Annotated in this window: 11 protein-coding genes; 8 read left to right on the top strand and 3 right to left on the bottom strand. The window is 57.5% G+C overall.

Going from position 1 to position 15,161, the window contains the following annotated elements:
• Position 1: 1 nt before the first annotated feature.
• Entirely contained in the window at positions 2-1,006 is a 1,005-nt protein-coding gene (locus WJU23_RS21575; RefSeq protein ID WP_346334702.1) for a galactose oxidase, read from the bottom strand.
• Positions 1,007-1,190: 184 nt separating this feature from the next.
• Between WJU23_RS21575 and WJU23_RS21570 the strand changes: the two genes are divergently transcribed.
• Positions 1,191-4,520, top strand: coding sequence for an exo-alpha-sialidase (locus tag WJU23_RS21570; RefSeq protein ID WP_346334701.1), 3,330 nt, complete (start codon positions 1,191-1,193; stop codon positions 4,518-4,520).
• 25 nt (positions 4,521-4,545) lie between these two features.
• Here the strand turns inward: WJU23_RS21570 and ilvD are convergent, their stop codons facing one another.
• Positions 4,546-6,225, bottom strand: coding sequence for a dihydroxy-acid dehydratase (gene ilvD / locus WJU23_RS21565; RefSeq protein ID WP_346334700.1), 1,680 nt, complete (start codon positions 6,223-6,225; stop codon positions 4,546-4,548).
• Positions 6,226-6,314: 89 nt separating this feature from the next.
• On the opposite strand from ilvD, the gene WJU23_RS21560 reads away from it, so the two are divergent.
• Positions 6,315-7,196: a LysR substrate-binding domain-containing protein gene (locus WJU23_RS21560; protein ID WP_346334699.1), complete on the top strand. Its 882-nt coding sequence runs from the start codon at positions 6,315-6,317 to the stop codon at positions 7,194-7,196.
• Positions 7,197-7,206: 10 nt separating this feature from the next.
• On the opposite strand, the gene WJU23_RS21555 is transcribed toward WJU23_RS21560, so the two are convergent.
• Entirely contained in the window at positions 7,207-8,394 is a 1,188-nt protein-coding gene (locus tag WJU23_RS21555; RefSeq protein ID WP_346334698.1) for a GDSL-type esterase/lipase family protein, read from the bottom strand.
• A gap of 216 nt (positions 8,395-8,610) precedes the next feature.
• Between WJU23_RS21555 and queA the strand changes: the two genes are divergently transcribed.
• From queA to WJU23_RS21525, 6 genes are all read left to right on the top strand, one after another.
• Positions 8,611-9,588 (top strand): tRNA preQ1(34) S-adenosylmethionine ribosyltransferase-isomerase QueA, encoded by a 978-nt coding sequence (gene queA / locus WJU23_RS21550; RefSeq protein WP_346334697.1) that lies wholly within the window; start codon positions 8,611-8,613, stop codon positions 9,586-9,588.
• A gap of 74 nt (positions 9,589-9,662) precedes the next feature.
• Positions 9,663-11,351, top strand: a complete 1,689-nt coding sequence (locus WJU23_RS21545; protein ID WP_346334696.1) for a GDSL-type esterase/lipase family protein — start codon at positions 9,663-9,665, stop codon at positions 11,349-11,351.
• Between the two features lie 57 nt (positions 11,352-11,408).
• Complete coding sequence (locus tag WJU23_RS21540; RefSeq protein ID WP_346334695.1) at positions 11,409-12,395, top strand: squalene/phytoene synthase family protein; 987 nt, start codon at positions 11,409-11,411, stop codon at positions 12,393-12,395.
• 69 nt (positions 12,396-12,464) lie between these two features.
• Entirely contained in the window at positions 12,465-13,778 is a 1,314-nt protein-coding gene (locus WJU23_RS21535; RefSeq protein WP_346334694.1) for a polysaccharide deacetylase family protein, read from the top strand.
• A 126-nt stretch (positions 13,779-13,904) separates the two neighbouring features.
• The gene (locus WJU23_RS21530) at positions 13,905-14,162 is read left to right on the top strand and encodes a hypothetical protein (protein WP_346334693.1); all 258 of its coding nucleotides are present in this window, start codon (positions 13,905-13,907) and stop codon (positions 14,160-14,162) included.
• 65 nt (positions 14,163-14,227) lie between these two features.
• Positions 14,228-15,145 (top strand): LysR substrate-binding domain-containing protein, encoded by a 918-nt coding sequence (locus WJU23_RS21525; protein WP_346334692.1) that lies wholly within the window; start codon positions 14,228-14,230, stop codon positions 15,143-15,145.
• Positions 15,146-15,161: the final 16 nt, after the last annotated feature.

Raw genomic sequence — 15,161 nt, 5'->3', positions numbered from 1 at the left:
ATCAGGGGATCACGGGTTTTCCGCTCCAGACTTCCGGGGATCTTTTACCTGGCCGGGCCTCGCCTCCGGCGATGATGATGCGCCCATGCCACTCAACAGCGGGGGTGGTGACCAGGGAAAAAGGCAGATCGCCAATTCCTCCCCAACTGTCGCTGCCGGGATGGTAGGTGAGGATTTCGCGCGGGAAGCCGGGATGTTTGTCCTTGGGCTCAAAGTTGACATTGACCCCGTCGTCACCGCCCAGGATGAGGATATGATCATCCATGACAGGAGCAGGGCTGGGAGCGGCCACAGCTACACGCGGGATGTCGGCGATTTTTTTCCATCCCTGGTTAGGCCGGTAGCTCCATGCATCGCTGAGCCATTCGCGGGCAGGTTTGCCGTCAGCATCAGCTTTGAGGGACGCTCCGCTGATGAAATAAAGCACGCCGTCATGGGCGGCCATGGTGGCAAGGATTCGTGCCGGTCCGGGGCAGGGGGGAAGTTCTTTCCAGCCCTTGTCCACCTGTTTCAGGTCCAAAGCCCAGAGCGTGCTCAGGGCTGTGGTTGCCGTAGGTGTGGAGATGCCGCCTGCGACGTAAAGGATGCCGTCCATTTCCGCACCGGCCATGAAGGCGCAAGGCTGCGGCAGGAGAGGAAGGGCCTGGGTGGTGAGCTTGCCATTGGTGTAACGGAGTCGAAAGACATCCCGAAAATTCGACTCCAAATCACCTCCACCGATGCAGGCAAGGCCGTCCGGTGTGGTGATGGAAACGCCGTATCCATTCGGTTTGGGCAGCCGACCGGCTTTTTTCCATTTCCCATCCGGCTGACCGAGCGCATAGACGGTATCATACCACACTTTGGTTCCGCCTTCCCAAGGGCGCTTGTCGGGGAAGTTGGTGCCTCCGGCCACCAGCAAGGCTCCACCGGCTACGCCCGCAAAGGAACCTGCAAAACCTTCTGTATCAGGCAAGGCGGGAAGGGATGTCCAGTCATCTTGGGCAACGGTAGGAAGGGTGAGCATAAACAGGGTGGCAGACAGCAGGGATCTCATTGTAAGCGCGGTCATATCACGACATCACGTGCGCTGGCTATTCTTTCTTCCTGGTTACAAAAATAACCCAGTTAGACCAGCACTGGCCTGCTGTGCTGACCAGTGAAGCCGCATCGCATCCTGCGTTTATACCGGACAACCTTTCCAACCTCTTATGAAAACGCATCTTGTTTTGGCCATGGCGGCGGCCTTCAGCATCGCTCTCCCGCTCTGTGCGGCTGAACCCTTCATGGAAAAGCAGGTGATCTTCAAAGAAGGCGACCTGGGTTATAAGATCTTTCACATTCCAGGGATCGTCGTCACAGCTAAAGGTACCGTATTGGCCTGGTGTGAAGCTCGCAAGAACGGTAGCGATTGGGATGAAATTGATGTCCTTCTGCGCAGGAGCACCGATGACGGTCTCACCTGGAGCGAGCCAAAAAACATTGTGGAGGTCACGGGACCAAAGACCAAGAACCCCTTTTCTCTCCTGCTTAAAAGCACAGACCCAAAAACCGTCACCTATAACAACCCGGTCCTCATCGCGGACAAGGATGGCACCGTGCACATGCTCTTTTGCCTGGAATACATGCGCGCCTTTTACCAGCGCAGTACGGATGACGGGATGACCTGGAGCAAGCCGGTGGAAATCACTCAGACTTTCGAGTCCTTCCGCAAAGACTATGATTGGAAGGTGCTGGCCACGGGGCCTAATCACAGCATTCAGCTGCGAAAGACAGGCCGTTTAATTGTCCCCGTTTGGCTCTCCACTGGCACTGGCGGCAATGCCCACCGCCCGAGTGTCACCGCCACCATTTACAGTGACGACCAGGGCAAGACCTGGAACGCTGGCGAGATCGCCGTGCCCAATACTGAGGAATGGATCAACCCCAATGAGACTGTGGCCGTGGAACTCTCCAATGGCGATGTGATGCTAAACGTGCGAAGTGAATCCAAGGCTCACCGCCGCCTGGTCACGGTCAGCAAGGACGGTGCGACCGGCTGGAGCAAACCGCGCTTTGATGACGCCTTGCTGGAACCCATCTGCATGGGAGGCATCGTCCGTTTTTCCAGCGCCGCCAACGGCCAGAAAAACCGCCTGCTGTTTTCCAATCCGCACAACCTGGAAGGTGCCCGCCAAAAGGGCGATCCTGAACCTGGCAAAAGCCGCGTCAGGAAGAATCTCAGCGTCAAGCTCAGCTATGACGAAGGTCTCACGTGGCCCGTCAACAAAGTCATCGAACCAGGCTATAGCGCCTACAGCGACATCGCCGTCACGCAGAAGGGCACCATCCTTTGTTTCCATGGGGCTGCCAAGGTCAAACCTCATTTTGCCGGCGACAGCCTGACGCTGGCCCGCTTCAATCTGGAATGGCTGACCCATGGCAAGGACACCACCCCGGAAGTCAGTCGGGCGGACCTTACCATCATGGATCCGGTTACGGTCAGTGGCTTGGCTCTGTCCACCAAAAAAGTGCCGGATGGTCTTGTCCTGCATCCGCAGATGGGCCTCATCACTGTGAATGCCATCCAGGGCCAGCTCGTCCACCGCACCACCTCACGCATCCTGGAAACCCGTGCCACCATCACACCGAATGGTGATTATTTGCTGATGTTTCCTGAGGGCGACCATTATGCCAAGAGCAAGGGTGAGAAGATCAATACCATGATGGCATGCCGCTCCACTGACAAAGGCCAGACCTGGAGCACCCCCGCCATTGCTTATGACGTGCCGTATGGCCAGCATGGGTTTATCCCTTTCATCCCGCGCGGAAGCAAGCGTCTCTATGCCTTCGGCACCCAGCCCATCCACAGTCATTGGACGCATGAAGGCGGCCAGCATGAGAACGCCGCCATCGGATACCGCTGGTCCGATGACAATGGCCACACCTGGTCCGATGTGAAGCTGATTGCCCCGGTCAATGATCCAGGCTTTCGCGGCATGTCCGTCATGCGCATGACAGAGACCGATGCCGGTACCTGGCTGCTCGGCTCCCACATTGCGGACTGGTCCTTCAAGCCGATCAAGACCAAGCAATACCTCCTGCGCTCTGAGGACAAAGGGGAAACGTGGACCGTCCTTCCCGATGCCCGGCCCAATGGCTGGTTTGCCAAAGGATTCGACCGCATGGACGAAGGCCGCCCGCTGAACCTTGGCGGTGGCAAGGTGCTCTTCATGTCCCGCACGCCTGCGGGCAAGCTCTTTACGGCCTGGAGCAAGGATGACGGCAAGACCTGGACTGAACCCGCCCCCAGCAGCCTCGTCCATCCCGATGCACCACCGATGCTCTTCCCCTTGTCCGATGGAAAAACCCTCGTTGCCTTTCATCACAACAAGCTCCCGCCCACCAATCCCCGCGACCTCAATGACAAGGCCGAGACGATGAAGGTACGCTCAGAGGTCTGGGTCTCCACCTCCACCGATGAAGGCCATAGCTGGAGCGAGCCGCGCTTTGTCATGGCCAATGCCGTTGAAAACAACCTCGCCGTCGGCGGATTCAACTTTCAGTGCTCCTACCTGGATGCCTTTACCGAAGACGGCGTCATGCACCTCTTCATGCCGCATCGCTGGCAGCAGGCCCTGCATTTAACCATCAAAGAGAGTGACTTCGCCATCCTGCCCACCAAGGCCCAGCTCGCGAAATATAAAGGTGTCAAACCGGCTCCCAAAGTCACCGCAGCGGCCGCAAAACCGGCTGCCAAAAAACCGACGCCAAACTATCTCAGCCAGCTCGCCGCAGGCATGAACCCCACCCGTCGCGTGATCTACAAAAAGATCGGCGATGTGGAGCTGGGCCTCGACATTTTCGAGCCAGCCGGCCTGAAGAAAGGCGACAGGCGCGCCTGCTTTGTCTCCATCCATGGTGGTGGCTGGACCAGCGGCTCCACGCGCAGCATGTATCCCTTTGCGGACCACTGCGCCAAGCTCGGCATGGTGGGCATCAGCGTCCAGTATCGTTTATACAAAGCCGGCGGTCCTGTCTCTGTTTTTGGCTGTGTCAAAGATGCTCGCGCCGCTCTTCGTTACATCCGCACCCATGCGGCCGAACTCGGCATTGATCCGGATAAGATCGTCGCCAATGGCGCTTCCGCTGGTGGCCATCTCGCCGCTGCCACCGCCATGTTTCCTGGCGTGGATCATGAAGATGAAAATCTGCTCATCTCCTGTGCGCCCAATGCGCTGATCCTTTTCTCGCCCGTCATTGATACTTCCAAGGAAGGCTATGGCCAGGCCAAGATCGGCGACCGCTGGCAGGTGCTTTCACCTGCGCACCAGGTACGCCCCTCACTGCCGCCCACGCTGCTTTTCCACGGCACCGGTGATACCGTCACCCCCATCAAAGGCGCCCGAGACTTTGATGCCGCCATGCGCAAAGCCGGTAACCGGATTGAGTTTGTCGCGCCGGAGAATGCCATCCACACTTACATGTTCAAAGACGCGACCTTGTATGCTGAGACGGTCAAGAAGATGGATGAGTTCTTGAAAAGCCTCGGCTGGTTATAAGGCTGTCGCATCGATTTTTGGGGTCTTACACTCGCAAAATGGCTCCTGTGTCCGCGCTCCCCACCATCGCTGCATACCTTGCTAGGTAACCCGTCCGCGCCTTGGGGGCTGGCGGAGTCCATCCGCCCCGGCGCTCTTCCAGCACTTCGTCTGAAACCAGCATGCGGATGGTTCGTGCAGGGATGTTGATCTCAATGAGATCACCGGCCTCAATCAATGCTATGGGACCACCTGCCGCCGCTTCAGGCGATACATGGCCGATGGCCCCGCCGCGTGTCGCCCCAGAAAAACGGCCATCTGTGATTAAGGCCACGGAATCGCCCAATCCACGCCCGGCGATTGCCGCCGTGGGCGCGAGCATCTCCTGCATGCCGGGGCCGCCGCGTGGACCTTCGTAACGGATCACCACCACGTCTCCAGCATTCACGCGCCCGCCCAGGATGCCCACATGGGCCTCCTCCTGCGATTCAAAGATGACCGCCTTCCCGGTGAATTCCATCATGCTTGGATTCACCCCTGCCGTCTTCACCACACACCCATCCGGCGCGATGTTGCCATACAGCACCGCCAGCCCGCCCTTCGGCGAGTGTGCCCTTTCGATAGGCCGGATGACGTCATCGTCCTTCACTTCCGCAGCGGAGATGGTTTCACCGATGGTTAGGCCACTCACGGTGAAAGCATCCTCATGAAGGACACCCGGCTTCTTTTGCAGTGTCTTCAATATGGCCATGATGCCGCCGGCACGGTCCACGTCCTCCATGTAATAATGACCTGACGGAGCCACTTTGCAGATGTGGGGAACCCGCTCGGCGATGGCATTGAAGTCTGCCATGGTCAGCGGCACTCCAGCCTCATGCGCCACTGCAATGGTGTGCAAGATGGTGTTGGAAGATCCGCCCATGGCCATGTCCAGCGCCAGCGCGTTTTCAAAAGCCTCACGTGTCAAAAGGTCCGATGGCCGCACATTGTCCCGCACCAGCCGCACGATGGTCCGGCCAGCCCGTTCAAACAGCGCATCACGTGCCGGATCTGTGGCCAGGATGGAACCATTGCCCGGCAGCGCCCAGCCCAGGGCCTCGCACAGGCAGTTCATGGAATTGGCGGTGAACATGCCGGAGCAGGAGCCGCAGGTGGGACAGGCATTTTTTTCAATCGTGCTGAGCTGTTCCTCGGTGATTGTATTGGCAGATAGCTGGCCCACGGCCTCAAACACGGAGGCGAGGTTCAGCGACCGGCCAGTCGTCGGATCCTTGCCGGATCGCATGGGGCCGCCAGAAACAAACAGGGAAGGGATGTTCACCCGCGCCGCGCCCATCATCATGCCGGGCACGATCTTGTCGCAATTGGGGATGCACACCACACCGTCAAAACAATGGGCACGCAGCATCGTCTCAACGGAGTCGGCGATGATTTCCCTGGAAGCCAGAGAGTACTTCATGCCGCCATGGCCCATGGCGATGCCATCATCTACGCCGATGGTGTTGAATTCGAAAGGCACCCCGCCGGCTGCACGCACGGCTTCGCGCACTTTCTTCCCCACCACATCCAGATGCGCGTGGCCGGGAATGATCTGGACGAAGGAGTTAGCAATCGCAATGAAAGGCTTGTCCCAGTCGTCCTCAGACTGAATGACTCCGGTGGCGCGGAGTAGGCTGCGGTGCGGAGCGCGAATGGCTCCTCTTTTGATGGTGTCGCTGATGGCCATGATTTGTGTGTGGTGGTGACGGACACAAAATGACACGGCCTAATCATGATTGAATTACCACTTTTGTGCATTTGTGATACCGTTTCAGTATGGACTATTCCATTCGTGAGATTGAATGTTTTATTGCCGTGGCGGAGGAGCTCTCCTTTACGCGCGCGGCACGGCGGCTGAATCTGGCCCAGCCGCCGCTTTCCCGTCACATCCGCACGCTGGAGGAAAAGATCGGTGCGCAGCTTTTCTCACGGGAACCGCGCCGGGTAGCGCTGACATCGGCAGGCAGCCTGTTTTATGAAGAAACTCGCAGCCTGCCCAGGTTGCTGGCCAGGGCAGGGGAGATCGCCCGGCGCTCAGCCATGGGCGAAACTGCCCGGCTGCGGTTGGGCTTTGTCAGCGCGGTGATGAATGATGAGCTGGTGGAGAGCTTCCGCCGCTACCGTGAGCTGTATCCCGCTGTGCAGATCATGCTGCAGGACCTCTCTCCCAACGAGCAGCTCAAAGCCATTGCGGAAGGACGTCTGGACGGCGGGTTCGTGGGCATTGTGCCTTCAGTGAAGCCTGCCGGGATCCAGTTTCTGGCCTGGCATCAGGAGCCCTTGATGTGCTTTGTTCCGCCGGGGCACCGGCTGGCAGGTTCACGAAGCCTGGCGCTGAAATCACTGGCGGAGGAATCCTTCATTGCTGTGTCGCATGAATCGGCACCAGCCTTCGCAGCGCATGTGAGGGAGCTTTGTAAAGCGGCCGGATTCCGCCCACGCATCATCCTGGAATCTCCTCGCGCCCAGGCCGTAGCGTTAATGGTGGCGGCGGGGTCAGGCATCGCCCTGCTCCCGGCAGCGCTGGCGGGCATTATGAAAACAGCCATCCAGCCCATCCCACTGAAAGGAAGCCCCAAGATCACCCATGTTTTTGCCTGTCAGCAAGGGCGGCTCATGGTGCCTCTGGCCGATTTAATGAAGGTGCTGAAAGCCTGATGCGGCAAGGTTATGGCAGGATCTCACCCACGACCAAAATGGCACCTGGATAAATGACGGTTCCATCAAAACGTTCCGGCTTGTCCATGACGTTTTTATTCTTGGCGAGGATGGTGGCCTTGTCGGGCTGGTCAGGATGAATTTCGATTTTCACCGTGTGTTCGATATCTTCAAGGCCGGTCCCGATCAGCAACGTGGAAAGCCGGTGGTAGGTGCAATAGGCATCAAAGCGGGGCACGATTTTGGCCGGCTGGTCATCCAGAGTGATGATGACCTGGCCTCCATCCGGACCCACGAGATCATAGATAGCGCAGCGGGTGCCTTTGAATTTGAAGGTGATCGTGTCACCAGGCTTGCTGCCTTTATGCAGAGAGGTCATGCGGTTGGCCCAGCGTTTGCCAAAAGGATCTGTTTTGGAATCCAGCGCAACAAAGCCTTGAGAAAGCGTCGCCTGAGTAATCGGCAGGAGCTGGGCGCGTTCATAATTCGTAGCGATGAAAGGAGCGGGCAGGGAATGTGAAGCCGGGGTCTTTGATGCGGATTTGATGGGCTCCAGGGAGCGCACGATGGCGGCCAGATACAATTCATGACCTGTCTCCACATGCGGATGCACGCTGTCCGGAGCGAAGACAAACTTGTCCCCCAGGGCTTGTTTTTCTTCATCCGTTTTGGGCAGCGGGGCTCTCCAGAGCAGCTTGCCTTCCTTGGCCAGCCGGGCCACTTCCATGCCCATGTGGATCGTGGGGATGCCGTAATGATCCGCCACTTTTTCCATGGCGCTGGCGGAGCGCTGGAAGTTCCCTTCCTTCATCGGCGGGGACAGGGCTTCCGTCAGGGTATAGACAAAGCAGATGTCACAGTCTGGCAGCGCTTTCCAGGTCTGCCGGACGATGCCCTCCATGCAGCGGTAGATCTGCTCAGGGGCCGCACCGCCGTCATTGACGGCAAACTCGACAAACAACAGATCCGGCGTGTGATCCAGTACGTCCTGTTTGACGCGAAACACGCCAAGGTCCGAACCGGTGCCACCGATGGCCGCATTGATCTCGCTGATCTTCGCCTGAGGATAGCTCTGCTGAAAATGGACGAGCGTTTTTGGCCGCCAGCCTTTCTGGGCCGTGATGCTGCCGCCGAGGTAGCCAATACGAACTTCCGCGCCCGGCTGGCTGACCTTTGCCAGAAAATTTGGCAGGCCCATGCGGGGCCGGCATTCCTGCGCCGGGACAAGAGCCAGAGTTTTATCTTCTGCAAAGACGGGAACGATTAGCAACGATAAGAGAGCAAGAGGAAACAAGCGCATGAGGCGGCATGGTGGAAGCAACGCACCTCTCTGGCAAGTGCTGCGCATCACCCGCTCTGATCATTTTTCGCTTTCCTGCTATGATCCCCACCCGTAAACCTGAACTTTCCCGCCGTGCTCACCTCCGACTTTGATTATCACCTCCCGCCCGAACTCATCGCCAGTGAGCCGCTGCCAGACCGCGCCGCATCACGCATGCTGGTGGTGCATCGTGAAACGGGGACCGTGGAGCACCGGCAGTTTGCAGATTTGCCGACCTTTGTCAGGCCAGGGGACCTCTGGGTGATGAACAACACACGCGTCGTCCCGGCGCGTTATTTTTCCAATGATGGAGGCCGTGAAGTGCTGCGCCTGGAACCGCTGACAGCCACACGCTGGCGCTGCATGGTGAAGCCGGGAAAGAAGTTTCGGATGGGCAATACCGTACAGATCGGCGAAGCCACCGGCACCGTGCAGGAGATCCTGGAAAACGGCGAGCGCATCATCGAATGGGACCGTGAAGTGGACGAAGATGCTCATGGGCATCTGGCGCTGCCACACTACATGGGGCGGGATGACCAGCCTGCGGATCGGGAGCGATACCAGACCGTCTTTGCCCAGGCAGCCGGAGCCATTGCCGCACCGACAGCCGGTTTGCATTTCACACCAGACATCCTGGAAAAGCTGCCCCATGCCTTCGTCACGCTGCATGTGGGCGTGGGCACTTTTCAGCCGGTGAAAGCGGACAAGATCGAAGAGCACGTCATGCACAGCGAGCAGTATCAGGTGAGCGCGGAAACCGCCTCCGCAGTACAAAAGGCTCAAAGGGTGGTCGCTGTGGGCACCACCGCCATGCGCACGCTGGAGACTGTGGCCAGGGATCACCATGGCCGCGTGGAGGCTGCCAGCGGCAGCACGGACATCTTCATTTACCCCGGTTACAAGTTTAATGCCGTGGGGGCCATGCTGACGAATTTTCATCTGCCCAAGTCCACGCTCATCATGCTGGTGAGCGCCTTTGCCGGCAAGGAACTCATCCTCCGCGCCTATGAAGAGGCCATCCGCGAGCGATACCGCTTTTTCAGTTATGGAGACTGCATGCTGATTGTCTGACTGAATCCATTGCAGATCTCTTTTGTGATTCTATGAAGAGTCAGCCTGTTCTACCTCGTACTTCCATTTCCACCATGCGCATCTTATTGCTCACAGTTCTTTGTCTCTGCCTGCTGCCTCTTCATGCAGCCCTGCCGGATGCGCAGCGCATCCTGATTTTGGGGGACAGCATCACTTATAACGGGACCTATGTGCAGATTGTGGAGGCGGCTTTGATCGCTCAGCATCCGGAGAAAAAGTATGAAATCATGAACCTGGGACTGTCCAGCGAGACGGTTTCCGGTCTGTCGGAAGAAGGCCACGCCGGGGGCAAATTTCCGCGTCCAGATCTGCATGAACGCCTGGACCGGGTGCTGGCCAAAACGAAACCCCAGCTCGTCATTGCCTGTTATGGCATGAATGATGGGATCTACTATCCGCTGAGCCCGGAGCGCATGAAAGCTTATCAGGATGGGATGTTGAAGCTGAGGGCCAAAGTGGCTGCGGTGGGGGCCGAGATTATTCATTTAACTCCGGCTGCCTTTGACCCATTGCCGATCCAGGCCAGGCTGCTGCCTGCCGGGCTGAAGGAGTATCCGCAGCCATACGCGGGTTACGATGAAGTTCTGACCGCCTACAGCCAGTGGCTGCTGAATCAGCGCAAAGAGGGCTGGGTAGTGTTGGATGTGCATGGCGCGATGACCCAGGCGCTGGCGGAAGCCCGGCGCGGTGATGCCCAGTTTACTTTTTCCAAGGACGGCATCCACCCCAATGCAGAGGGGCATCTCGTCATGGCAAAGCCACTTTTGCAGCATTGGGGGCTCAAGGTTTCTGGCGATGGGAAGCCTGACAATCCGAATGGGACGGCCATCTTCGAAACGGTGCAAAAAAAGGTGAACCTTCTACGGGATGCCTGGCTGACGGAAACCAAACACACCCGTCCTGGGGTGAAAGAAGGCCTGCCATTGGCTGAAGCACAAAAACAAGCCGCTGACCTGGATGCCAGAGCGCGGGATCTTGCGCAAATGAAGACATCGGCAGCCGGTTTTCCGGGCACTGTCTCCGATTGGAACGGGTTTCCCAAATACGACTTCATGGTGGATGGCAAAGCTGCTCTAGTGGTGGTCCCCAAGCAGCCTGCGGCAGGCATGCCTTGGGTCTGGCATGGGGAGTTTTTTGGCCACAAACCCGCCCCAGATATCGCCCTGCTGGAAAAAGGCTATCACATCGCTTATTTGAAAGTGCAGGACATGCTGGGCTCTCCCGGCGCAGTGGCACATTGGAATGTTTTTTATCAGGAGCTCACCACACGCTATGGGCTGAGCAAGAAGCCGTCGCTCGTCGGGCTGAGCCGGGGCGGTCTTTATTGCTATAACTGGGCTGCGGCCAATCCGGACAAAGTTTCCTGCATCTATGCCGATGCCCCTGTGTGCGATTTCAAAAGCTGGCCCGGAGGCAAAGGGCAGGGGAAGGGCGACCCGAAGAACTGGGATCGTGTGCTTAAACTGTGGGGCTTCAAAGATGAGGCCGAGGCGCTCGCTGCCAAAGTGAATCCGGTAGATAACCTCGCTCCTTTGGCCAGGAGCAAAGTGCCCCTGCTGCATGTCTATGGGGATGCGGATGAAGTAGTGCCGTGGGAGGAAAACACAGGTGTCATCGCGGAGCGCTATAAAGCGCTTGGCGGCAGCATCACCCTGATCGCCAAGCCGGGTGTCGGTCATCATCCTCACGGGTTGGATGACAGCACGCCGATCGTAGATTTCATCCTCAAGAACACCCGCTGAGCAGACCACCGCAGTTTGTGCTGGAGCGCCGGGCGGGCAGGCGGTATTGAGGCGCTGATGTCTGATGAATCACACCACGAACGGGAGCTGGGCGGCCAGTTGCTGGCCTCCGTTTCCCGCTCTTTTTACCTCACACTGAAGGCGCTGCCGCGTGAGCTTCGGGAGCCCATTTCCCTCGCTTATTTGCTGGCACGAACGGCGGATACAATCGCCGACACCGCCGATGTCCCCGCGGAACTGCGCCTGGAGTGTTTGCAGGAATACGAAGCGCTGGTGCAGGGGCAGCCTGAGGTGCACGCCCGTCTGGCTGAGACGGTGCGCACCCGCTTTGTTTCTCTTCAACAGGACGAGGCTGAGCGCCGTCTGATGGAGCGCTTTGCCGACGGTCTGGCCTGGCTGGGGACGATGCAGGGTGCAGGGCTCAGGGCCATCCGTGAGGTGCTACACCATATTATCCGGGGACAGATTCTGGACATCCAGCGTTTCCCTGGGGATGGACAGGTGCGTGCTCTAAATTCCGCCGCAGAACTGGATGAATACACCTGGCTCGTGGCAGGTTGCGTCGGAGAGTTTTGGACTGAGATGTGTGCCGTTGAAAAACCCGCCTCATTGGATCCTGCCGTGTCTGTTGACCAGATGAAGGCCTGGGGTGCCAGCTTCGGCAAGGGGCTGCAGCTGATCAACATCCTCAGAGATGTCGGTGAGGACATGCGTGATGGCCGCTGTTACCTGCCTGGCGGACTGGCCGGGGAAGCAGAACTGGAGGCGGAATGGTCCCAGTGGATGCAGGTTTGCAGAGATCACCTCGGATCGGGGCTGCTCTACGTCCAGCACGTTGCTGATGGCAAGCTGCGCTACGCAACCTCCCTTCCGCTTTTCATCGGCATCAAAACCCTGTCCAGGATGAAATCAGCCCCATGGAAGCAGGTTAAGGAAGGCATCAAGGTGAGCCGCCTGGACATGGCCATGATTCTGGCGGAAGCCACCATCGCGTGCCGGAATGCGCAGGCCATGGAAAAGCTCTGCCGCAGGCTGGAAAAGTGAGGATGGTGGCCGGTCAAAGCCGCCTCGTGTCAAGGTTGCAATCAGGTCTGCCCGTATGTAACTCTACGCATGCGTTACTTCACGCTCCTCCTTTCCCTTGTTCTCCTTCCTGGACTTCCTGCTTGTAAACGCATTGAGTCGAAACTTGACCGCCTGGCTGAAGCAGCAGGCATCACCCAGGAGCCGTCTCCTGATGATCCGTCCGGAGTCTCCGCTCCTCCCCTCACGCCAGAGGAAGAAGCCATGGAAAAGCGGTTGAAGGACAGTGCGGTCTTTGAAGCAGCCAGGGAAGAAGACCTCGCTCCCAAGGCCGAACCGTTTGAGCTTAACAAATCGGCTGTTGTTTCCATTCTGGGCTACCATGACTTTCGTGAGCGGGGTGGAAGTCCCATGATCATTGCTGCCAGCAAGTTTCGCGAGCAGATGAAAGCCATCAAAGAGTCAGGAATCCCGGTCATTCCTTTGAGCGATGTCATAGCCTGGCGTAAAGGTTTGAAAAATATTCCGGAAGAATCTCTCGTCATCACCATGGATGACGGCTGGGTTGGAGTCTATACCTACGCCTTCCCGGTGCTAAAAGAATACGGCTTCCCATTTACCGTATACGTTTATAAAAAGTATGTAAACATTGGCGGGAGGAGTTTGAACTGGGAGCAAATTAAAGAAATGATGAAGTATGGATGCGAAATCGGGAGCCACAGCGTCTCGCATGAAAGCTTGAGGAATAAAAAAGGCAGAAGTGATGAGGAGCACCTTCAGTGGGTTCTCGGTGAGCTGAAAGACTCGAAAGAGTTCGTTGAGAAAAACACGGGTGTACCCTGCACCAGCTTTGCCTATCCGTTCGGAGTATTCGATGACTCAATGGCAGAAATGGGGCTTCAAGTGGGGTATGAATCCCTGGTTACGGTGAACAGTCAGAAAGTGAACTGGGACACTCCCCTTGGGAAGATCGGCCGCTTCATTATCCATGGGGAAAGTGATGCCAACTTCCGTCTGGCCACCAGTTTTCGCGGGCGAGGGGATGTGACTTCGAACCATTTCCTGAAGACGGATGCGAAAGATTCAGAAGGCCGTCAGCTTGTAGAGATGAGTCCTGCACCGGGTGAGGTTATCAAAGAAAGGAGACCGGAAATAAGGGTGAATTTACAAAGGGTGGGCACCGTGGTTCCTGAAACCGTGCGCCTCCGCATAGCAGGACTGGGCACAGTGCCGGCAAGTTATGATCCGCAGTCCATGCAGGTAAGTTACCTGCTGCCATACCGTCTGCGACGTCAGGACTGTGCTGTAACCCTGAGCTTTAAACGGGCCGCAGGCGAGCCGGACGAGGTGATAACCTGGAGGTTTAAAGTGGACCTTGAAGCCAGTTATCTGCCCCAGTCATAATCTGGAAGACTCACAGTCCGGTAAAAGCCTTGTCTGACTAAATGTTAACAAAGTACCAACCTTTGATTGACATTGGTTAGGAATACTCAGAAGATATGTATCTTCACTAAATCCAACAACATATTCATGGCCAAATCATCACTTCCTTCGGTGGATCAACTTACACGTGCTCTGGAAATTACCAGACAGATCGAGAAACTTGAGTCTGAACTCGCATCCATTCTCGGTGGCGACTTCAAAGCAGTTAAAAAGCTCGCCAAGAGCGAAAAAGTCACTCCCACGGGGCGCAAAAAACGCACCATGTCCCCCGAAGCCAAAGAAAAAATTGCTGCAGCTCAGCGCCTCCGCTGGTCCAAGCAAAAAAAGGCAGATAAAAAGGCCTGATCAGATTTTAGTTTGGGCGGGCATTTGCACGTCCATTTTCTTGCCACTTGAAGGCATCAAGCGTAATGCCGCAGATCATGGATCTGCGGCATTTGCGTTATTTTCAAGCTGTGGCGGAGGAGCTGAGTTTCTCCCAGGCCTCCCGCCGTCTTCATATTGCCCAGCCCGCGCTGTCTCGTGCAGTGCAGGAACTGGAGCAGGAACTGGGGGCAAGGTTAATTGAGCGCGACCGGCGCACGGTTGCCCTGACCCCCGCAGGCGCAGTGCTTTTGCATGAGACAGGACTGCTTTTGGAACGGTTCGAAGAATCCATGCGCCGGGTCCGCCGTACTGCCTCTGGCGAAGAGGGCGAGCTCAGGCTAGGCTACATCGGACCTCCGACCCAGAGGTTTTTGGGCCGTCTCCTGCATGATTACCGTGTCCGATATCCGAAAGTATCGGTTCATCTGGAAGAGCGCACTCCCGAGCGTGTCTGGGAGATGGTGGCCAAAGGCCGCCTGTCGGTGGCCATTACACGTCCGCTGCCGGGCCAGGGGGAGAGGTCATTGGAAACTTTGCTGCTGCGGAAAGAGCCGTTGGGGGTGGTGGTTCCACTGGATCATCCTTTGGGAGAGCAGGAGTCCGTGACCTGGAAGATGCTGGCCAGGGAGCCGCTCATTGTTCTGGCCCGGCGGGAGGGCGTGGGTCTTCACGATGAGATTTTGGCTGCCTGCCGTGCTGCGGGCTTTACACCACGCATTGCCTACAGCCCCAGTCTGATGGGCACAGTGCTCAGCTATACAGAAGCCGGGGCAGGGGTGGGTATTGTGACCGACAGTGTGGCTGCCGCGTCCATGTCCCCGGCGCTGCGATATCTCAGTGTCACGCCAGAACGCACCGTGCCCCTGGTCATGGTGTGGAATCCTGATGAGATCCAGCCGCCAGTTCAGGCCTTTCGGGAGCTTGTGCTGGAATGGCTGGAGGCCGGCAGGCTTTGGCTTTGAAGGGTTGGATTGGAGT

The organism is Prosthecobacter sp. SYSU 5D2, assembly GCF_039655865.1.
In the GTDB taxonomy this organism is placed as follows: Bacteria; Verrucomicrobiota; Verrucomicrobiia; order Verrucomicrobiales; family Verrucomicrobiaceae; genus Prosthecobacter.
Note: the sequence above shows the minus strand (reverse complement) of the source record. Positions and strands in the feature narration are given on the sequence as shown.